This is a genomic window from Parabacteroides sp. KHUB-03, assembly GCF_056640975.1.
In genome coordinates, this window is sequence record NZ_CM153257.1 from 464,452 (window position 1) to 485,954 (window position 21,503).

The window sequence follows — 21,503 nt, forward strand, 5'->3', positions numbered from 1 at the left end:
AATGTTTAAGGAGTAATTGCTCTGTCTATAAGTTGGCTTGAAACGTGTTCTTCTTTTTCTTTATCGCTATTAAACTGGTTGAGGTAATTGGGGAAAAAGAATAACCTAAGAATGAAAAACATAATGAACAATTTGACCAGGATTATAAGCCAAAGGGTTTTACCTAGTGTCATTTCACGAAAACCTTCCAGGTAAAAACGGTAGATTCGTATTAGAATAAAATCTTTTTTCATACATGTATTTTCATTAAGATAACAGATGTGAAAACAAGAATGTTTCAAGTTAATACAAATATAATGAAAAAGACTATAATTGCTGTCTGCAGGATATAATAAATATCTATTAAAAAATAGATTATACCTATCAGTTGGTATTGAATACATACGTGATACTTCTTGATTTGATAATTATCAACCGAACGGTTGATAGTCGTCGGCCATACGGTTGACAATTGTCGGCCGCTTGGCTGATAATTGTCAACAATCTATTTTGCCGGTATGAAAATCAAATTTGCATTCGGTAAAAAACAGAAAGATGCCGGCATGTAGGATTTATTTCTCTGTTAAAAAAAATTATTTTAAATGATAAAGCACTTTCATAGGCTTGTCTTTAACACAGTATTGGTTATATTTGCGACAATTTGAACCACAAAAAGGTGGAAAAATACATGGAATATTATTGTTAAGTGCTAATCTATAAAAAATTATTACTATGTCAAACATTTCAAGAAGATCTTTCCTCCAAAGAGGAGCAGCCGCTGCTGCTGCATTTTCTATTGTTCCGGGTTCTATCCTTGGTAAAAGTCACGGATATGTAGCCCCTTCCGATAAATTGAATATTGCTGCCGTTGGTATTGGTGGTATGGGTAATGCAAACTTAAAGAACATGGAGACTACAGAAAATATCGTAGCTCTTTGTGATGTAGACTGGAAGTATGCAAAACCGGTATTCGACCGTCATCCGCAAGCTAAAAAATATTGGGACTTCCGTAAGATGTATGATGAAATGGGTAAGTCTATCGATGCTGTATTGGTAGCTACTGCAGACCATACTCATGCTATTATTTCTGCCGATGCAATGACTTTGGGCAAACATGTATATTGCCAGAAGCCGTTGACCCACTCTGTTTATGAATCTCGTTTGTTGACTAAGCTGGCTGATAAATATCAGGTTGCTACACAAATGGGTAACCAAGGCTGTTCGGACGAAGGTGAAAACCTGGTTTGCGAGTGGATTTGGAATGGAGAAATAGGTGAAGTAACAAAAGTGGAATGTGCTACAGACCGTCCTATCTGGCCGCAAGGTTTGAATGTGCCCGATAAAGCAGATAAGATTCCTTCTACTTTGAATTGGGATTTGTTTACAGGTCCGGCTGAAATGCGTCCTTTCAACCATATTTATCATCCATGGAACTGGCGCGGATGGTGGGCTTATGGTACAGGCGCTTTAGGTGATATGGCTTGCCACATCATGAGTGCTCCGTTTAAAGCTCTGAAATTAGGTTATCCTACAAAAGCACAAGGTTCGTCTACATTGTTGCTGACGGATTGTGCTCCGCAGGCTCAGCATGTAAAACTGACATTCCCTGCTCGTGACAATATGCCTAAGGTAGCTCTTCCGGAAGTAGAAATTCACTGGTATGATGGCGGTATGATGCCGGATCGTCCTGTAGGATTCCCACAAGGAAAAGAACTGATGGGTTATGGAGGCGGATTGTGTATCTTCCACGGAACAAAAGATACATTGATTTGTGGTTGCTACGGACAGAATCCTTGGTTGTTGTCTGGCCGTGTACCTAATGTCGCTAAAACAGAACGCCGTGTTGCTAACGCAACTAGTGGTGGTCATGAACAAGACTGGATCCGTGCTTGTAAAGAAAGCGCAGGAAACCGTGTAAAAGCTAAGTCAGACTTCTCATTGGCTGGTCCGTTTAATGAAATGGTTGTAATGGGTGTATTGGCTGTTCGTTTGCAAGGCTTGAACAAAGAGTTGCATTGGGATGGCAACAATATGCAATTTACAAATATCAGTCCGGATGAAACAATCAAGACTGTTATTAAAGACGGCTTTACAATTAAAGACGGTCATCCTTCATTCAACAAGAAATGGACTGATCCGGTTAATGCACAACAGTTTGCGGCTGAATTGATCAAGCATAACTATCGCGATGGTTGGAAGCTGCCTGATATGCCGAGATAATTTGTAAAAAACATAAATCCAAAAATGAAAAAGTCAGTATTATTAGCAAGTGCCGCAGTTATGATGTGTTATTTTACATCCTGTGGCGGTGGAAAGAAAACAGAAGATACAGCTACTGCGGAAGCTACGACAGAAGAAGCTGCTGTTCCCGAATATAGAATTGTGAACGATCTTCCTACTGTTGACTTGTCGACTTTCCCGAAAGACAAAGATGGAAAGATTGTTATTTTTGATGGTAAGACATTCAACGGATGGAGAGGTTATAACCGTTCCGACGTACCTGCTGCTTGGGAAGTTGTAGACGGTACTATTCATATTAAAGGTTCGGGTGCCGGTGAAGCTGGTTCAAAAGACGGTGGAGACCTGATTTTTGCAAGCAAACTGAAAAACTTCGAACTGGAATTGGAATGGAAAGTTGCCAAAGGAGCAAACTCCGGTATTTTCTATCTGGGTCAGGAAGTTATTTCTAAAGATAAGGATGGCAACGATGTAAAAGAACCTATCTTTATCTCTGCTCCTGAATGCCAGGTGCTGGATAACGAAAATCATCCGGATGCAAAGATGGGTAAAGACGGTAACCGTCAATCTTCTTCTTTGTATGATATGATACCTGCCAAACCGCAGAATGCTAAACCGTTCGGCGAATGGAACAAGGTGAAAATCCTTTGCTATAAAGGCACAATTGTTCATTATCAGAACGACGAACCTGTAGTAGAATATCATTTGTGGACTCCGCAATGGAAGGAAATGCTTGATAAGAGCAAGTTCAGCAAGGAAAAATGGCCGTTGGCTTACGAACTGTTGCTAAATTGTGGTGGCGAAAATAAGGAAGGCTTCATCGGACTTCAAGATCATGGCGATGATGTTTGGTTCCGTAATATCACAGTTAAAGAACTGGATTGATCCTTATTAAGTAAACAAATAATTTCAGATAAAAACGCCCGAAGCCGGAATCTAATGTTCTAGCTTCGGGTATTTTATTTTATATGGATATTTTTAGAACCAACTTTCAGACTTAATATACAGAATGATGAATAAAGAACAATGTTATACGAAAGCACAGCTGACTTGGTTGATGATGCTCCGGCTTTTTATTGGTTGGCACTTTATGTATGAAGGAATGGTAAAGATCATGAACCCGAAATGGACTTCGATGCCTTACCTCCTCGATTCAAAAGGTTTTGCCTCTTCCTTTTTTATCGGATTGACACAAGATGCAAATATGGTAGATATGATCAACCTTGCAAATGAATGGGCTCTTTTGCTTATTGGCCTGGGGCTTACACTGGGATGTTTATATCGCCTGTCTTCAGTGGGTGGAATGATACTGCTGGCTATGTACACTTTGTCGCATCCTTCTTTTATAGGAGCAGAGTACATGATGCCTTTTGAAGGCTCTTACCTTTGGATAGATAAGAATTTGGTAGAACTGGCTGCATTGGGATTATTGTGTGTATTCCCGACTTCCCAGATATTTGGTTTCGACCGCATGTTAGGAAAAGTTTGTCCTATATTACATAAACTTAAATTGATTTGATAAAGGCTATGGCAGAAGATGTTAATAAAACTCCCGCTCAGGAACAACAACCTGACAAAGGCCGCCGGGATGCGTTGAAAACGTTGGCTACCGTACCTGTATTAGGTGCATTGGCTTACGGAGTCTATCAGAAGAGAAAAGATGCCCTTAGGGGACGCAATATATCAGATGTATTTCAGGTGAGCGGCGATAATGCCAGTTATCTTGAACCTGTAAAAGATGGTAAACAGATACGCCTGGGAATGATCGGATTCGGAATCCGTGGCAAGGATTTGATGCGGGCGGCCGGATTTGCCGAACCTTCCTGGATAGATAAAGTTATTGAATTTCACAAGCAGAACAAGAAAGATACCAATTACGAGCAATATATGTTGCAAGACGACCTTAACGTCGTTGTAAATGGTGTCTGCGATATATTTGATAAATATGCAGAAGCCGCCCAGTTGGCTGCTTCCAATATTAACCGTGAAGGATCAAACGGTAAATTTGGTGGTGCCGTACCAAAGCGTTACCGTACCTATCAGGAACTATTGGCCGCAGATGATATTGATGCTGTAATTATTGCAACCCCCGATCACTGGCATAGCACTATGGCTATAGAAGCTGCCCGTGCAGGAAAACATGTTTACGTAGAGAAACCTCTTTCGTGGACCGTGCCCGAAACCTACATGGTACGTCAGGCCGTGAAAGAAAGCGGTATAGTATTTCAGTTAGGGCATCAGGGACGTCAGACCGACTGCTACCAGAAGGCCGAAGAGATCATAGGCAAAGGGCTGTTGGGTAAAGTGAATCTGATAGAGGTTTGTACCAATCGTAATTCGCCTAACGGAGCTTGGGTATATGATATTATTGAAGGAGCATCGCCCGATACTATCGACTGGAAACAGTTTGAAGGTAATCCTGACCGCGTGAAGGAATATATGGATTATATGACTAAGAATGGCCTGGAAAGATATATCGGTCCGGAAGAACGTGATAAGTTCAGTCTGGAACGCTTTTTCCGTTGGCGTTGCTGGTGGGATTACAGTACAGGGCTTTCCGGTGATTTGCTGACTCATGAATATGATGCGGTAAACCAGATTATGCACGTTGGTATTCCTCATTCGGCTACTTCTTCCGGAGGCGTGTACTTTTTTAAGGACGGACGTACGGTTCCGGATGTTTTGCAGACTGTATTCGAATGGCCGGATAAAGATCTCTCCATGTTGTATAGTGCAACGTTGGCAAGTGCCCGCGGACGTGGCAAAGTCTTCATGGGACATGATGCTTCTATGGAAGTTTCCAACATGTTGGCCATTACTGTTGATCCTGATTCAACCCGTTATGCCGACAAGATCAGCCAGGGTATTATTCCTACCGATACACCGTTCTATACATATGTGCCGGGACAGAACAGCACAGATTCGGTAACATCGCCGACTGAATTGTATTTTGCAAAGCGCGGTTTGCTTTACACTTATGTAAACGGGCGCCGTTATGATACCAGCCACCTTCATATCCGTGAATGGCTGGAATGCATCCGTCAGGGAAAGACTCCGAGTTGTAACATAGACCGTGCTTTTGAAGAAGCTATGACTGCCCACATGGGAACCCGCGCTTATCTGGAAGGACGTACTATGTATTGGGATAAAGATAAAGAAGAAATCGTAAGAGGCGAGAAGGCCTGAGCTTAAAACGCAGTACGATTAATGTGGAAGGTTGTTGTAATTAATTCTGTGTCCGAGGAATTAATTGTGACGACCTTCCTGATTAATTTGTAGGCCTCCTATATAATTACAGAGGTCTCCCTAGTTGATTTGTGCCCCTTTTTTTATCTACCGAAAAAAAACGATGTGCGGAGTGTAACCCAATTACTTCGCGTTGCGTCTTATCTACAAAACCGATATATTAACATCAAAAAAAGAAGAATATGGATGCAGAATTATGGATTCCGATTATTGCAATTGTTTGTGCCGTCGGATTACCTGTTGTATTAGGTATTGTAGCTTGTTATCAGACTATTAAAAGCCGCCATGAAGAACGGATGGCTATGATTGATAAAGGTTTCATACTTGAAGAACCGGAAAAAAAGGCGAATCGCTATCCGGCCTTGCGAAATGGAATTGTAATGATTGGACTTGCTTTTGGACTGATTGTTGGAATTTTTGTGTATCCCATGATGCCGGCTGTAGAAGAATGGTTGAATCTGGCAATTCCTACTATGGCGATTCTGTTTGCAGGTATTGCTTTTGTTGTTTACTTCTTTGTTTCGCGCAATATACAGTTGAAAGAGAGACAGGAAGATAATAAATAAAAGTTGCCGGATGGATGAGCAAAAATGGATAACGTGCATTTTGGCAGGGGATACTCAAAGTTTCTCCTGCCTTGTCGCGAAGTACGAGAAGATGGCTTATACCATTGCTTTTCGTATTATGGAGAATCGCGAGGAGGCAGAAGAAGTGGTACAGGATGCTTTTGTAAAGATGTATCGTGCCCTACCGGAATTCCAGTTCGGGAGTAAGTTCTCTACCTGGTTTTACCGGATTGTCTACCGTACGGCCTTATCTGCTTTACGTGGGCAACATATCTTTGCCGGCTATGAAGAAGCAGGAGCAACCGATCTGACAGTTGCCGAGATGAATGCAGCTTCTTCCGTATTGGAAAGAGAAGATCGTAAGGAGGTCATTTCCCGTGTGCTTAAAGAGCTTCCGGCCGACGAAGGCCTGTTGCTTACTCTCTATTATCTGGAAGAGTGTTCGGTGGAGGAAATCCGCCAGATTACCGATCTTACTGCTTCCAATATCAAAGTGAAATTATTTCGTGCACGCAAGCATTTTTACGAAATAGTACAAAAGACTATGAAAATAGAAATATCAGATTTATTATGAATACAACAGAAGAATATGTTAATAAACTGACCCGGGATTTAATGAAAGATACAGCCGAGCAACCCCCTTTTTCGCTCAATGCGCGTATCATGGCATTGATTATGGGAGAAAAGCGGGCAGCCATTCATAAGTGTTACATGAAAAAGCTTCCTTCTTTCAGTACTATCCTTATTGTTTTTATTGTCTATATGGCGATTATTGCAGGTGGTGTGATGCTTTGCATGAAAGAGTATGCTGCGACAGACAGTATGATCCGGACGGTAAAGCATTTCTTTCCATTATTACTTACAATCAGTAGTTCTGTTTCGATATTCTTTTTCTTTACCCAACTGGATAATTGGTTACGGATTAAAGAGTCGATGAAGGAAAACTTGCATAATAAATAAAATTGGATAGAAATAAAAAAGCCTGCGTTTCACAACGCGGGCTTTTTAGTTATTCATAAGCGAGTGTGCATTAATTTGCATTTATCTTTAAGTTGCTATATCCGTTGCCATCGAAATAGATGGTACGGTTGCCACCGTTATTTATTTCAGAGCGGTAAGTTCTTTTATCTTCTTTCTCCGAAGAGGTGATGTTAAATCCTTTAATGCTGTAGTTCCCATATTTCATATTGTCGGCGCTTACTTTGAAGGCTGCTTTGGCAGGGATATTCAGATTCAGATTGCCGTATCTGGCGTTGACATTTACTTCCCTGAAGTTGGGCGACAATTCTTTTACCGTAAGTGAGCCGTAGCTCAATTCGTCTACAATAAGCTGGCTGGTTATAGCTTGGATGGTTCCTTCACTATATTTCATTTCCAGTGAAACACTTTCGATAGTTCCGGCCTTAAGGTTGCCGTATTTCTTTTCCAGAGATAGTTTTTTTACATCCTGCAGAGTAAGATTGGAATATTTGCTGTCTATGTTCAGCTCTTTGGCATTACCGATACTGACGTTGCCTGCATAGCCAACTTCAAGTTCTGCATTGTTCACATTGCCGATGGTCACATTACTATATTTGGCTTCCACTGTGAGTCCGGCTTTGAAATTTCCGGCAGACAGGTTGCCGTATTTAACATGCAGATCGCATTTGCCATCGTTGCTGGCTGGCAAGTCAATGTTTCCGTACTTCTGCGTCAAATCCATGGCTAAACCATTTGGAATGTTGATATAGTAGTGGATATTGAGGCTGTGGTTTTCACCGTTTCCCCAGTTCCAGTTGCCTGAACTCTTAGCCAGGCTGGTGATGGCAGATACTGTATTGCCGGACTTTTGCAGATCGATATTTACACGGTCCAGTTCTGCCTGGGCTCTGCTTTCATTGCTTGATTTCGATTCTATTACGATACGGAAGGCTACTTCTTTCTTACCCCAGTATGCGATAGTGATGTTTCCATAGCGATTGTCTACTTGCAGAAGATCATTCATGCTTACGTTGAAAGATTTGTTTATCTCTTTTCGTTTTGTATATCCCTGATCTTTTGCTAAAGCCGGAAGACTGCATAGTAGCATTAACATGGCTACCAGGCATAGTGAATAGTTTTTTGTTTGTACTGAATACTTCATTTTATTTAAGTTTTTAATTGTTATCTACTTGCTACCCGCTACCTGCTCCATCTGCTTGAGCATAATGGAGAGTCCTTCCAGACTGCTGTTGTAATGTTGTGTCATAGCATACAGTCCGTTATTGCTGCAGGGTAGAGTTGGCAGTATGGTTTGTTCGAACATGTAATTGTCTCGAAGCACTTGCTTTGTTGCTTGTAATAATTCTGACGTACCAGGTGTTTTGTCTTCTTTGTAGATTTCTTCCATACGTGCCATTACATCATTCATTTGCATGTTGTAGTAGATACGGAGTTCTTCTATTTCCTGTTTCTGGCAGTGTTGTGCAGTCTGTTGTTTGACAGGGTTGGGAATCGTGCTTCCACCGGGTATCCGAAGGATAAATAGCAAGGCAAAACAAGCAGCAGCAATAAAAGCACCGATCATGTATAGTTGCTTTCTTTTGAAACGTCTACCGGAGGAAGTTATTAGTTTCCGTTCGAAACGTTCAAAGTGTCCTTGGGGAAGCATGTCATCGTTGAATGCTTCCTTATTGGCATCAATGAAATCTTTTAGTTTATCCATATTAATTAGCTCCTATAATATCTAAAAGTTTACGCTTGGCACGCAGGTATTGGCTGCGTACGCTCGGCGGTTGAATGTTCAGGATAGAGGCAATCTCTTCCATATCATATCCCTCAAAGAGGTAAAGAGAGAGGATTACGCGATAGCCGGCGGCTAGTTTTTTCATGCCTTCTTTTACCTGAAGGACGGTATAGTGGATTTGTTCTTCCACTTCTTTGTCATCGTCCGGTTGCTCGGCCATATTGTCCGGCAATTGTTCCCAATCGGGTTTTTGCCGACGTACGTAATCAATGGCAGTATGGATAGCTATTCTGTGTATCCAGGCTTCGAAACACTGACTATCGTGATACTGGTCGAGGCGGGAAAATATCTTTAGGAATGTATCCTGCATTGCTTCTTCCGCTTCTTCCTGGTTGCCGGTGATTCGTACGCAGGTTATGTATAGCCTTTGTGCAAATTGCTTGTAAAGGGCGAGTTGTGAGGCTCGTTTCCCTTGCCGGCAACCTTCTATCAGATGTGCAGTAATTTCTTCCATTTGTTTATATAAACGAAGGCCGTATTTGTAACGTTGCATCAACGATACAAAATTATACAAAAAAAGAGAGGCATCATCCCGATGTCTCTCCTCCTGAACTAAATGATAAAAATAAAAGTTATGTGGGAAGGTTTATTCCAAGTTATCCATATCTCCTGTCATATTAATACTTTTGCTATTGTCAGAAGATTCTTGTTTATCGGAATTATATTCTAATGTATATTCTTTTTCTCCTTCAAATGTTTTTACGCGTAATGTTAATGTTACGGTTTTTCCATTCGTATCAGGCAAGCTTTCCATCCGGAAGCAAACAAGGCCTTCTGTGGATGTAACAGCCGGATCGAAATAGGCATTGTGACGGAATTCCAGCAAATAAGGATTTTTTTCATCCGGTTGTATTACGTTCACAAAGTGCTTTTTTGAACCGCCGTAATTCATACGGAACAGGATATTCAGGAAATTGTCGGAAATCCAGATGTCTTGTTTTGGATTTTTGATGGAAACAGGGTCTGTACCATAGACAGAATCGTTTTCGTCCCCCAGATTTTTTGCTATATCTTTTGTAAGAATGTCGGATATCCCGTTAATTTTGATAGAGTGGGAATAGTTTCCGATTGAATCACCTAAAATTGTGTAATTTACCCACGCTCTCTGTCGTTCTTTTGCTTCGTAATGAATATAGATAGGGGCTGCCGGCCATAAAGTAGAACCATCGTCTGTCCGTAAATAAAAAGAATTGTCGTTAATGGGCACTACGGTGGCGGGTTCTATCCAGAATTTATCCAGTGAGTAACCGTCATCATCCAGACAGGAATGAAATGTAAGTGAAGTTAAAAAAACTCCTGCAATAAATAAAATTGATTTCAACGTCTTCATACCTTTAGTATCATTACAATGTTATTTCTTCGTTTGTATAAGGGAAGATGAATAACTGTAATAAAATGCTGCATAAGGCGTTAATAAAAGATGTTAATGCAGAAGTGAGTGATAAATTAGTCGTGCTGTCCTCTCGGATGCTCCGGGTTTTCCGAGTATCCGGATTACTTCATCATAACCATCCAGCATCTTTTGGCGATACTCTTTATTTTGTAAAATCCGTCCTAATTCTTCCTGGATTTGCTGCCGGGAAAAACGTGCTCCGAATAATTCTTGTACCACTTCCCGCCCGGCTATCAGATTTACTAATGAAATATATTTTGTATGGAAAAAATGGCGGAAGATGAAACTTGCCAATTTACCGGCCGGCGTATAATAGCAAACAACTTGCGGTATGCGAAAAAGCGATGTTTCCAGTGTTGCTGTTCCTGATGTTACCAAAGCGGCTTTGCTATGTTGCAGAAGCGGATAAGTTTTTCCGAAAATGATTTTTACCGGATGATTGCCCGTATATTTGTTATAAAAATCAGGGCTGATACCAGGAGCTCCTGCTATTATCGGTTGATAATCGGGGTAGGAAGCAGCTACATTTAACATAGTGGGGAGATTGTCTTTTATTTCTTGCCGCCTGCTGCCGGCAAGTAAAGCTAGGATTGGTTTATCGTTCAGGTTTTCTTCTTTATAAAAAATATCACGGGAAACAGCCTTTTGTTCCATATATAGGGCTACTGAGTCGACAGACGGATTGCCTACATAATCTACTGTATAATTGAGCTTATGATAGAATTTAGTTTCGAAAGGTAGTATGCAGAACATCTTATCTACGTACTTTCTGAAATCTTTAATGCGATATTGTTTCCAAGCCCAGATTTTAGGAGATATATAATAGTAAACAGGTAAGTGTAGCACTGTTTTTACAAATTTGGCAATCTTCAGGTTGAAACCCGGATAATCGATCAATATTACCACATCCGGCTGATAGCGGCTGATATCTTCTTCACATGTCTGCATGTTTTTTAATATTGTACGCAGGTTGAGCAATACAGGGATGAATCCCATAAATGCCATTTCGCGATAATGCTTTACCAGAGTACCTCCAACGGCTTGCATAAGATCCCCTCCCAGAAAGCGGAAATCCGCTTCCTTATCTTGTTCTTTCAGTGCAGCCATCAGATTGGAAGCATGCAGGTCCCCGGAAGCTTCACCGGCTATCAGATAATATTTCATATAAAGAAAAGAATATTATAATTTCCAATTATTGAGGGTAGATATGAAGTCATAATCTGTAACATCTATCTTACATGGTACGAGAGATGCATAGCCGCTGTTCAGCGCTAACATATCATTGTCCGGATGAATGGGTTGATTGCTTTTAAATTCTCCGGTAAGCCAATATACAGGATTACCGCTTGCATCTTCCGAGCGTTTGAATTCTTTAATCCATCTACCGTCAGCCTGGCGACATACTTTTAATCCTAAAACATGTGAAGTCTTTGGAACATTCAGGTTGAGATATGTACCATGTGGAAGTCCTTCTTTCAACACGCGCCGGGCAAGCATACGTGCCAGACGGCAACTTTCCGAAAAATCGGCGTCGGCAGCATGGTCTAATAATGAAACGCCTATTGACGGTACATCGAAAATACATCCTTCGGCAGCAGCTCCCATCGTTCCCGAATAGTTTACACAAATGGCCATGTTGCCTCCGTGATTGATGCCGGAAATAAGCAAGTCCGGTTTTCTGTCCAGGATTTCGTTAATGGATAGTTTGATGCAGTCAACAGGGGTACCCGAGCAACTATAGATTGTCAAACCTTCTTCTTCTTTTAGCAATGTATATTTAATAGGAACGAGTGAAGTAATAGCACTTGCCATACCAGAGCGTGGACCGTCTGGTGCAAACACAATAATGTCTCCCAGGTCGCGGAGACAAACAATCAGTTCATTAATGCCTTTTGCCAATACGCCATCATCATTTGTAATTAAGATAAGCGGTCTTTCTTTTGTCATATTTATTGTTTTATTTTATATTTACTGCAGGGTCATGCAAAGATAATGCTTACTAAGCAAAATCCCCCTACTCCTGTAAAACAAAAAAACGGACTCATAGTTATGACTTTTTAAAATCATAACTATGAGTCAAAAAAATTATAGTTATATTTATTGGGAATGCTTTTATGACGCATGGTAAGTCATTATTTTATCATCCTCTTGGAGGCCCCATTCTTCTATGGCGACCGGGGATCTGGACATCTTGCATTGAGCCGCCTCCTTTAAAGATACTGAAACGATAAATAAAGTGTACCATGAAATAACTACTTAAAGTGTTATATTCCGTATCCTGGATATAGTTGGCCGTAACCGAGCGCGAAATGTTGCTGCGTTGCTGCAGAATATCATATATTTTGAAACGAAGGGTTGCCTGTTTGTTTTTCAGGAAGGTTTTTGATGCCGAAGCATTCCATAGCACTTCTTTTTGCTGATAACCGTCGGCATATCCTGAATTGGTAGACCAGTTTATATCACTTTCTATTTTAAAATCGAGTGGCAGGTAAACAATCGTATTACCTCCTACACCATAGTTGAAGGTGTTTTGATCCTTTTGTCCTTGTAATGAGTTTGTTGTTCCGTTGTAGCGGATATTACCATTTACTCCCAGATCAAGATAAGCCGAACGGAAGTCTATACCGCCGCGTTCGGAAAGAATCAGGTTTTTGTTCGTGTTTTTTTCTTCGTTGATAAATCCGTTACTGTTGGCAAATGATCCCATTGTCATCGAGTTGATAGAAAAACGTTTATTTCGGAGCGGAGTATTTATCATGGCGCGGATATTTGCGCTGTAATTACCGTTTACGTTTTCGTAAGTCGTAACTTTTTTACCACTGTTCCCTTCGTATGTAGAATAAGTGACAATATCATTTACGATATAACTGGCATTTGCCATTATCATGAAAGCACGTTGCTTTTCCGGTACAAATTTTTGAAAACGAACCGACAGATTATTTGTATAACGAGGATTCAGATCCGGATTACCTATGATTGTGTTCAAAGGATTACTAATGTCTGCTACAGGCTGTAACTGGGTCATGCTGGGCTGGCTTGTCCGTCCGCTATACGTGATGCGTAAGTTTGTACGTTTGTCAAACATATAGTTAAACTGGGCCATGGGAGATAAGTTTACAATACTGCGTGACAGATTGGAAAAAGTACTGTCTCCTACAAAATTTTCGCTACTGGAATAAGACGGATCTAAGTTTAAACCGAGCGTATAATTGTATTTTTCGCGTTGTGATTTGAAGCTCAGGCTTGCTCTTTGATTGATGAAGTTATTACGGTAACTTTTGCTGTAAGCGGTGTCGAGTACTGTGTATTCATTGTTCTCGTCAATGGTGTATGAGTTTTTCAGAGATTCTTGCTTACGCTGGCTGATGCTATAAGTTAATTGGATAAAATTGTTGTGTCCTATAGGTTCTACCCATGATAAGTAGGCACGGTAGTTGAAGCCTTTGTTGTCGTACCGGAATTTCTGGTCGATGATTTCATCTTTTAGACCGGGTTCCAGCTGATAATATTGAGTAGAAGATTGATTCATTCCTTGGTTATAGGAGTCGCTAAGCCCTCCAGATACAGAGGCACTAAACACGCGGCCTTTATTGTTCAATTTGCGGCTGAACTCCAATCGGGCACTCAAATTATGCCCTTCACCATCGGAAAAATAGTTGGAATTTCCCACATTCACGGTATCCATATCTCCGGATAAAGTATGAAAATTTCCACTTTCCCAGTTATGGCTGTTACTATAGCTGAAGTCGGGAGTAAATATGATTCTGGTAAGAGTATCCGGCTGCCATTCCATGCGGAAATTTATGCCGAAATTATCATTTTTTGTATTACTCCGGTTCTGTTCGTCATAATAAGAGCTACTATCGTTAGGCAGATAATTTTGTTGGGAACTTTTGCTGCTGGCTTCATTGTCGGAATGGGAATACCGGGCATTGCCTCCTAATGTCATCTTTTTATTAAATTCTTTACTGAAATTTAATCCGGCATTGCCCGAAGAAGTAATACCATTTCCTGCTCCGCCACGACCAAATCCCCGTCTGCCTCCACCTCCCATGTCTGCAAACATGGTGGAAGCAAGATCTGAAAACCCCATGTTGTTTGTATTATTTATTCCTCCCATGAAAGTAATCTGATCATTGTTGATGAAACGGTTTACCATAGCATTGCCTTCGTATCGGTCTTTACTGCCGTAACCGGCAAACGCATTACCAAACCAGCCCTGTTTCATGCCAGGTTTTACAGTCAGGTTGATAACAGTCTCCTCTTCTCCGTCATCAAATCCGGTCATTATGGCCATATCGCTTTTCTTATCCAGAACTTGTACCTTATCTATCATTTTGCTGGGTAAATTTTTAGATGCGACTTTTGGGTCGTCGGAAAAGAACTCTTTCCCATCTACCATCACTTTCTTCACTTCTTTACCATTGACGGTTATTTTTCCGTTGCTATCTATTTCAACACCAGGCATCTTTTTTAGCAAGTCTTCAAGTACAGAACCTTCGGTTACTTTATAAGAATCTGCATTGTATTCCATGGTATCGTTGCGGACAACAACTTCCGGGGCTTTGCCTATGACAACTGCTTCGCCTAATTGAATACTTCCGTCGCTTAGTGCCAGTTTCCCTACATTAACCGGATTTGTTTTCCCCGTAATACGCAGTGGTTGATATAAAGGATCATAACCAACAAAGGTAATGTGTAATAAATAGTTTCCGGTTTTGATATTTTTCAAGGTAAAACTACCATTATTTCCGCTGACCGTACCACGAACCAATGCACTGTCTTTTACACTTAGCAAACGGATGGTTGCTTGTTCTACAGGTTCATTCGTGCTTTCTTCCACTACGACCCCATTAACATTTACTCCCGAATTCTGTGCTGAAAGAGACAGTGAGAGGAGTATCAATACTATCAAAATGAGGTATTTTCCCGATTTTATCATAAACTTGTATCTTTTAGTTCTAAATAAGTCTGAGAAAAATAGACAGTCTTTGTTTATATTAGTTTAATGTTTAATTGTTCTATTTGATATAATTAACAATAAGTCGTATATTGCCGTCAATTACGGGAGACTCGTTTTATGCAAAGTGAATTGATGTTGTTAGCCGAATTAAGAAGAGGAAATAAGGAGGCATTCTCTATTTTATTTACTTCTTATTATAAAGATTTGGTCCGGTTTGGAGGAGTTTTTCTTTCGAACAAGATGGTTTGTGAAGATATCGTTCAGTCTGTATTTCTTAATTTATGGAATGATCGTGCAAGCCTGGAAATAACCACATCACTAAAATCTTATTTATTGACTTCCGTTCGCAATAGATGTATGAATGAGATTCAACACCGGAACATAGTGCATGAACATGCTTCTGATATGATGTCTAATCCGGTGCTGGATGAAATTAATACGGAAAATTATGTGTTGTTTTCCGATCTGCAAACTCATTTCCTTTTGGCATTACAACAAGTTCCTGAAGCGTTTCGGTTACCTTTTGAAATGAACCGTATGCAGGGAATGAAGTATAAAGATATTGCTATACGGCTGAATGTATCGGAGAGGACTGTAGAGGTGCGAATAAGTAAGGCGCTGGAAATGTTACGTACTTTATTGAAGGACTTTTTGCTTTGTCTTGTATGCTTATTGAGGTTACTCTGAATTTTAATTATAAATAACGTTGTTTTAATGTGGATGCTACTCTCTGAATTGTCTTATTTATAGTAAAACAGAATATGGAACAATCAGAAAAACAAATAGAAGAATTGGTCATTGCTTATCTTTCCGGCGTGGCTACACCGGAGGAGATAACTATGCTAGCTGCATGGGTAAAGAAAAATCCTGAAAATAAACGGCATTATGAACAATTACAAAACTTATGGCAGTTATCAAATCCGCAGTTTTTAGTGACTGATGATGATTTGGAAAAGGCTCATGCTAAAGTAATGGGTAAACTGTCATTACAGCCATGGTATCTAACTTTATATAAATACTGGCAGCAAGTTGCAGCAGTTTTGCTATTGCCTTTACTGATTCTTTCCGCTTATTTTTATTTTAGAAATGATGCGGGCAAGAATTATGTTGCTTATCAAAAAATAACTGTGCCGTTTGGAACCTATTCGCAAATAAATTTACCGGACGGGTCAGTGGCATGGTTGAATGCGGGTAGTACGTTAAAATTTCCGACAGTTTTCAAAAAGGGGGAGAGAAGTGTGTTTTTATCGGGCGAAGCTTTTTTTGAAGTGGAATCGGATAAAGAAAACCCTTTTATTGTAGCAACCGATCTGTTAAAAGTGAAAGCTACCGGAACGGCTTTTAATGTCGAGGCCTATAAAAAAGAACCTGTTGCTGTGACTATGGTAAGAGGTAAAGTACATGTACAGTTGAATAACGAAGCAGATAAAGTCAGTTTGAAACCAGGAGAGCGGTTGCTGTATGGAGACGTAAATAAATCCTTTGAAATAACGGAAACAGACCCTTATAAATGGTACGCATGGAAAGATGGCAACCTTATCTTCAGGGATGACTCTCTTTCTTATATTTTAAAGAAAATCGGTCAGATTTATAATGTAGATATTACGATCCGTGACCCTGAAATAGGAATGCAGCCCTATAGAGTAACATTTGAGAAGGAATCGTTGCCTGTTATCCTTGAATTGATGAAGCTTACGGCTCCGATTGATTATAAAGTGTATGAACCGAGAAAATCTTCGGATAATCGTTATAATAAAACACATATTGAATTTTATAGTGTAAAAAGAAAACCATAACATTTATCATTTAATTTTTAAATCGTATGAATATGAAAAAACTGATTGTCGGAGCAGCCTTTTTGTTGGTTGCCTCTTTTCTTTCATTTATGTTTGCCGGGGAACCGGTTCGGGTTATTGTGTTTGGTGCCCATCCGGATGATTGTGATATTTATGCAGGAGGTACGGCGGCTTTATTTTCAAAAATGGGGCATAAGGTGAAATTTGTTTCTCTAACTAACGGAGATAAAGGGCATCACCAAATGCAACCGGAGGCATTGGCTGCTCGTAGAAAACAGGAGATGCAAGAAGCAGCCCGTAGTTTGGGCATTGTTTATGAGAATCTGGACAACCATGATGGAGAATTAATGCCGACATTAGAAAACAGGAAAGCGGTTATTCGCATGATCTGTGATTGGAAGGCTGATATTGTGATAACACATCGTCCTAATGATTATCACCCGGATCACCGTTATACCTCGACAATTGTACAGGATGCTGCTTATATGATTTCTGTACCTTTAATGGTTCCGGGAGGCGAACCTTTGTTAAAAGCTCCGGTTTTTTTATATATGCATGATAATTTTCAGAAACCGGCTCCGTTTTCACCGGATATCGTGATTGACATAACTCCTGTGATTGAACAGAAGTTGGATGCAATTTGTGCCCACGAATCGCAGGTATATGAATGGTTGCCTTGGAACGGAGGGTATGAAGAAGATGTACCTGCGGATGTAGCAGGCAGGAGAAAACTTGTAGCTGATCATTTGTTGAGAAGGAAAATGTCTGATAAATACCGTGAACCGGCTCTTAAATGGTACTCTCCGAAGCAGGTGAAAAATATCTCTTATTTTGAAGCTTTCGAGATTTGTGAATATGGAAATGAGCCTGATAAGGAAGAAGTCCTGCAACTATTTCCGATGTTACCCAGATAGTGTTAATATAAGTTAATCAAGCCTTTTCTAATGTGGAAGAATTTTTGTACGCTGTCTTATTTATAGAGATCAGAGAATATAAATTTTAACCTTAAAAACGAATGGATATGGAAAAACTGAACAGCGGATAAATTTAAATTTCAGTTGATTCTAAATATAAAAGGGAAGGTCTGGTACACCTCCCCTTTAGATCATTTAGTTTCAAAAATGTGCATAATAAACCTTATTTTCTAACTAAACATACAAAAATATGAAATCTTGTTCGATTAAGGAAATCACAGGGCATTTTTTTGCCTCGAAAACATTTCTGGTTATGAGAATATGTCTAATACTATTGATTTGTTGCGTAATGCAATCTGTGGCATCAACCTCTTACTCCCAAGTAACAACACTGACAATGAAGCTGAATGATGTTTCTATCGAGGAAGTGTTGGATCAGATAGAATCTCAAACAGAATTCCGTTTTTTATACAATAAAAAGGTGGTAGATGTAACGCGCAAAGTAGATATTTCCGTTAAGAAAGAGAATGTAACCGAAATATTGAATACTTTATTTAAAAATGGAAATATTTCATACGTAATTAGCGATCGCTATATTGTTCTGAAAGATAAAGTTGAAACAAAAGATGTCCAACAGAAAAAAAAGATAACCGGTAATGTCTCTGATAAAAGCGGAGAGCCTGTTATTGGGGCGAATGTGGTAGTAAAAGGTACGGCCAATGGTGTAATAACAGACATTGACGGTAATTTCTCGATAGAAGTACCAAATAGTAATGCGATTCTGCAAGTATCCTATATAGGATATAAACCACAAGAGGTACCAATTAATGGAAAAAATAGGATAGATGTTGTGCTAGCTTCCTCTATAGAAGAATTGAACGAAGTGGTAGTCACGGCTATGGGCATCAAACGTGAGAAAAAGGCATTAGGGTACGCTATGCAGGAGATAAAGACGGATAATTTGATTGAAAATCGTTCGGAGAGTGTGTCTAATATGCTGCAAGGTAAAGTGGCAGGAGTGCAGATTTCACAATCAGGCACAGGAATGGGAGGATCGACGCGTGTAATCATGCGTGGTTTAAGTTCGCTAAGTGGAAATAACCAGCCTCTATGGGTGGTAGACGGGATTCCGATTAGTGATAATATGCAAGGGGAGGCGACCGAATGGGGAAATCCGGATTATTCCGGTGGAGCGTCCGAAATTAATCCGGAAGATATTGAGAGTATTTCGGTATTGAAAGGAGCCAATGCTGCTGCGTTGTATGGTAGCCGTGCCCAAAACGGAGCAATTCTTGTGGTGACTAAAAAAGGAAAAATAGATCAGCCTTTAACTATAGAATATAATGGAAATGTAAGTTTTAGTACCCCTTATGAATCTTATAAACTGCAGAATATATACGGTCAGGGTAGTAACGGGCAATATTCGATAGATGCAAAGGGAAGTTGGGGACCGGAAATGGATGGTAGTATGACAGTCCCGAACTGGAGAAACAGTATTTACGGAGATGATCGTTATCAGCCATATGCTATGACTCCGCAAAATAGTCAGATGATGGATTTTTATCGTACTGGAGTGAATTATAATAATAGTGTCTCTTTGGCTGCCGGAGGCAAATCTTTATCGGGACGTATGGCATATTCGGATTCCAGAAATAATGGTGTCACGCCTTCTCATAATTTAACTCGCCAGTATATTGATGCCAACCTTAATTTTTCGAACCAATGGTTGCAGGTTGGGATGAAAGCTAATTATATCCGGCAGAAAGGACGGAATCGTCCGGATCAGGGAGAGTATGGTATTGCCAACCAGTTTATAAAAATGCCAAGAAGTATCCGTACTGTCGATTTGGAAAATCCGGAAGGCTTGGATGGAAATCCTGTAAATTGGAGCGGAGCCAGTAATGAATACATTAATCCGTATGCTTATTATTATAAAGGGAATGGTAATAAAGATGTCATGAACCGCTTTATCGGCCAGATAAATGCTTCTATAATTTTCACCGACTGGTTGCGCCTGAACGGTAAGGTTGGTTTGGACTGGTATGATACCGACCGGAGAATAATGATGCCGTTTTCATATAATTCGGGCAGCAATCAATATACGATTTATACAAATACATTTCAGGAAATAAACTCGGATGTTATGCTTAACTTTAATAAAACATTCGGTGATTTTTCTCTTATGGCAAATTTGGGTGCAGCTTTCCGTGCGGAAACGAGTAAAGTACTGAATGCGCGTTCCGGACGTTTTACCGTTCCTGGCTTAGTTGCTATATCTAACGGCGGGAATAAAACGGTGGAAGAAGGCTTCAGCAAAAAAGAGGTTCATTCTGTTTTAGGCAATGTGCAGTTCGGATATAAAAGTATGGTTTATTTGGATTTAACCGGGCGTAATGACTGGTCTTCTACTTTACCATCCGATAACTGGTCTTATTTCTATCCTTCTGTTAGTTTAAGTGGGATAATATCGGAGATGGTTAAATTGCCGGAACAGATTTCTTTCCTGAAGATTCGTGGTTCATGGGCAAAAGTGGGTAATGACACAAGTCCATATCGTCTGTATCCGGTGTATGGAGTATACACAATTATTACACCCGTATTGGGTTCATCTGCCCCGAACGGATTTCCGTTGGCTACATTGAAACCGGAATCAACCAACTCTTATGAAACTGGTTTGGACTTACGTATGTTTAGTGGAAGAATAGGTTTGGATTTTACGTATTATAATTCAAAAACTACCAATCAGATATTGGGAATATCGGTGGCTCAGTCTTCCGGTTATACTACGAAGTTAATCAATGCCGGAGAAATGGCCAGCCATGGTGTCGAGTTGATGCTTAACTTTATACCTGTTCAAACCAAAGATTGGCAATGGGATGTAAATTTGAATTGGGGTACGAATATGTCTCGTTGTATAAAATTGGATCCTACGGTGAAACGTTGGGATATGGGAGGTGTACGCATTGGTAACGTTGTTGTCCGGGAAGGTGAAAAATTTGGCGACATTATAGGAAAAGCTTATGTTCGTGATGAGGTTGGCAACATGAAAATTAATGCTGATGGCTTGCCAATTTTTGAAAGCGATAAGGTAATTGGCAATATGATGCCAGACTGGACAGGGTCTGTATCTACTACTCTTCGTTGGAAAGATGTGATATTTAATATGTTGATTGACATAAAACATGGTGGTGATGTTGTGTCTGTAACAGATGCATATGCCTGTAAATTGGGTAATTCGGAACGGACGTTAGCACATCGTGATGGAGGATTGGTTGTGAAGGGTGTCAGTGTGGATACCGGCCAGCCTAATACTGTAGCTATTACTTCTCAGCAATTTTATGAAACAGTGGGAGGCCCGGACGGTGTTGCCGAAGAATTTTTATATGACGGTTCGTATGTAAAAATGCGTGAAATGTCTGTCGGTTGGAATTTACCTAAAGCATGGATCGATAAAACTCCATTGAAAAGTGTAAAATTTTCACTCGTTGGGCGCGATTTGTTTTTTATAAAGAAAAATACGCCGTCAAATCCGGAAGGAGCCTTTTCACGTAGCGATTATGCACAGGCATTTGAAATTTCATCTATGCCGCCGACAAGAAGTTTTGGCTTCAATTTGAATGTTAAATTTTAAATCGAATTGAGTT

Annotated in this window: 19 protein-coding genes; 11 read left to right on the plus strand and 8 right to left on the minus strand. The window is 40.1% G+C overall.

From position 1 onward, the window contains the following. Nucleotides 1–5: 5 nt before the first annotated feature. Complete coding sequence (locus ACYIB7_RS01820) at nt 6–233, minus strand: DUF4492 domain-containing protein (protein ID WP_099463652.1); 228 nt, start codon at nt 231–233, stop codon at nt 6–8. Nucleotides 234–711: 478 nt separating this feature from the next. On the opposite strand from ACYIB7_RS01820, the gene ACYIB7_RS01825 reads away from it, so the two are divergent. From ACYIB7_RS01825 to ACYIB7_RS01855, 7 genes are all read left to right on the plus strand, one after another. Beyond that, complete coding sequence (locus ACYIB7_RS01825; RefSeq protein WP_103983396.1) at nt 712–2,199, plus strand: Gfo/Idh/MocA family protein; 1,488 nt, start codon at nt 712–714, stop codon at nt 2,197–2,199. A gap of 24 nt (nt 2,200–2,223) precedes the next feature. After that, complete coding sequence (locus ACYIB7_RS01830) at nt 2,224–3,102, plus strand: 3-keto-disaccharide hydrolase (protein ID WP_103983395.1); 879 nt, start codon at nt 2,224–2,226, stop codon at nt 3,100–3,102. A 127-nt stretch (nt 3,103–3,229) separates the two neighbouring features. After that, nucleotides 3,230–3,736, plus strand: a complete 507-nt coding sequence (locus ACYIB7_RS01835) for a DoxX family membrane protein (protein ID WP_099464084.1) — start codon at nt 3,230–3,232, stop codon at nt 3,734–3,736. An 8-nt stretch (nt 3,737–3,744) separates the two neighbouring features. After that, entirely contained in the window at nt 3,745–5,403 is a 1,659-nt protein-coding gene (locus ACYIB7_RS01840) for a Gfo/Idh/MocA family protein (RefSeq protein WP_103983394.1), read from the plus strand. Between the two features lie 242 nt (nt 5,404–5,645). Beyond that, nucleotides 5,646–6,029 (plus strand): DUF6249 domain-containing protein, encoded by a 384-nt coding sequence (locus ACYIB7_RS01845; protein ID WP_099464082.1) that lies wholly within the window; start codon nt 5,646–5,648, stop codon nt 6,027–6,029. Between the two features lie 10 nt (nt 6,030–6,039). Further along, nucleotides 6,040–6,603: an RNA polymerase sigma factor gene (locus ACYIB7_RS01850; RefSeq protein ID WP_103983393.1), complete on the plus strand. Its 564-nt coding sequence runs from the start codon at nt 6,040–6,042 to the stop codon at nt 6,601–6,603. Then, the gene (locus ACYIB7_RS01855) at nt 6,600–6,989 is read left to right on the plus strand and encodes a hypothetical protein (protein ID WP_103983392.1); all 390 of its coding nucleotides are present in this window, start codon (nt 6,600–6,602) and stop codon (nt 6,987–6,989) included. Before ACYIB7_RS01850 ends, ACYIB7_RS01855 begins: the two co-directional genes overlap by 4 nt. Before the next feature lie 70 nt (nt 6,990–7,059). On the opposite strand, the gene ACYIB7_RS01860 is transcribed toward ACYIB7_RS01855, so the two are convergent. The 7 genes from ACYIB7_RS01860 to ACYIB7_RS01890 form a co-directional block, all read right to left on the minus strand. Beyond that, entirely contained in the window at nt 7,060–8,151 is a 1,092-nt protein-coding gene (locus ACYIB7_RS01860; RefSeq protein WP_103983391.1) for a DUF4097 family beta strand repeat-containing protein, read from the minus strand. 24 nt (nt 8,152–8,175) lie between these two features. Further along, nucleotides 8,176–8,712: a hypothetical protein gene (locus ACYIB7_RS01865; protein ID WP_103983390.1), complete on the minus strand. Its 537-nt coding sequence runs from the start codon at nt 8,710–8,712 to the stop codon at nt 8,176–8,178. Nucleotide 8,713: 1 nt separating this feature from the next. Further along, entirely contained in the window at nt 8,714–9,247 is a 534-nt protein-coding gene (locus ACYIB7_RS01870; RefSeq protein WP_099464081.1) for an RNA polymerase sigma factor, read from the minus strand. A 132-nt stretch (nt 9,248–9,379) separates the two neighbouring features. Then, nucleotides 9,380–10,123, minus strand: coding sequence for a NigD1/NigD2 family lipoprotein (locus ACYIB7_RS01875; protein ID WP_103983389.1), 744 nt, complete (start codon nt 10,121–10,123; stop codon nt 9,380–9,382). A gap of 93 nt (nt 10,124–10,216) precedes the next feature. Then, on the minus strand, nt 10,217–11,350 hold the full coding sequence (gene lpxB, locus ACYIB7_RS01880) for a lipid-A-disaccharide synthase (RefSeq protein ID WP_480337947.1): 1,134 nt from the start codon (nt 11,348–11,350) through the stop codon (nt 10,217–10,219). Nucleotides 11,351–11,365: 15 nt separating this feature from the next. Further along, entirely contained in the window at nt 11,366–12,133 is a 768-nt protein-coding gene (gene surE / locus ACYIB7_RS01885) for a 5'/3'-nucleotidase SurE (RefSeq protein WP_480337948.1), read from the minus strand. 193 nt (nt 12,134–12,326) lie between these two features. Next, entirely contained in the window at nt 12,327–15,125 is a 2,799-nt protein-coding gene (locus ACYIB7_RS01890; protein WP_480338496.1) for an outer membrane beta-barrel protein, read from the minus strand. A gap of 141 nt (nt 15,126–15,266) precedes the next feature. Between ACYIB7_RS01890 and ACYIB7_RS01895 the strand changes: the two genes are divergently transcribed. The 4 genes from ACYIB7_RS01895 (at nt 15,267) to ACYIB7_RS01910 (ending at nt 21,490) form a co-directional block, all read left to right on the plus strand. After that, nucleotides 15,267–15,836, plus strand: a complete 570-nt coding sequence (locus ACYIB7_RS01895; protein ID WP_103983386.1) for an RNA polymerase sigma-70 factor — start codon at nt 15,267–15,269, stop codon at nt 15,834–15,836. 74 nt (nt 15,837–15,910) lie between these two features. Beyond that, the gene (locus ACYIB7_RS01900) at nt 15,911–16,945 is read left to right on the plus strand and encodes a FecR family protein (RefSeq protein WP_103983385.1); all 1,035 of its coding nucleotides are present in this window, start codon (nt 15,911–15,913) and stop codon (nt 16,943–16,945) included. A gap of 32 nt (nt 16,946–16,977) precedes the next feature. Then, nucleotides 16,978–17,859: a PIG-L deacetylase family protein gene (locus ACYIB7_RS01905; protein WP_103983475.1), complete on the plus strand. Its 882-nt coding sequence runs from the start codon at nt 16,978–16,980 to the stop codon at nt 17,857–17,859. Nucleotides 17,860–18,172: 313 nt separating this feature from the next. Then, nucleotides 18,173–21,490: a SusC/RagA family TonB-linked outer membrane protein gene (locus ACYIB7_RS01910; protein WP_234999328.1), complete on the plus strand. Its 3,318-nt coding sequence runs from the start codon at nt 18,173–18,175 to the stop codon at nt 21,488–21,490. The last annotated feature ends 13 nt before the right edge of the window (nt 21,491–21,503 follow it).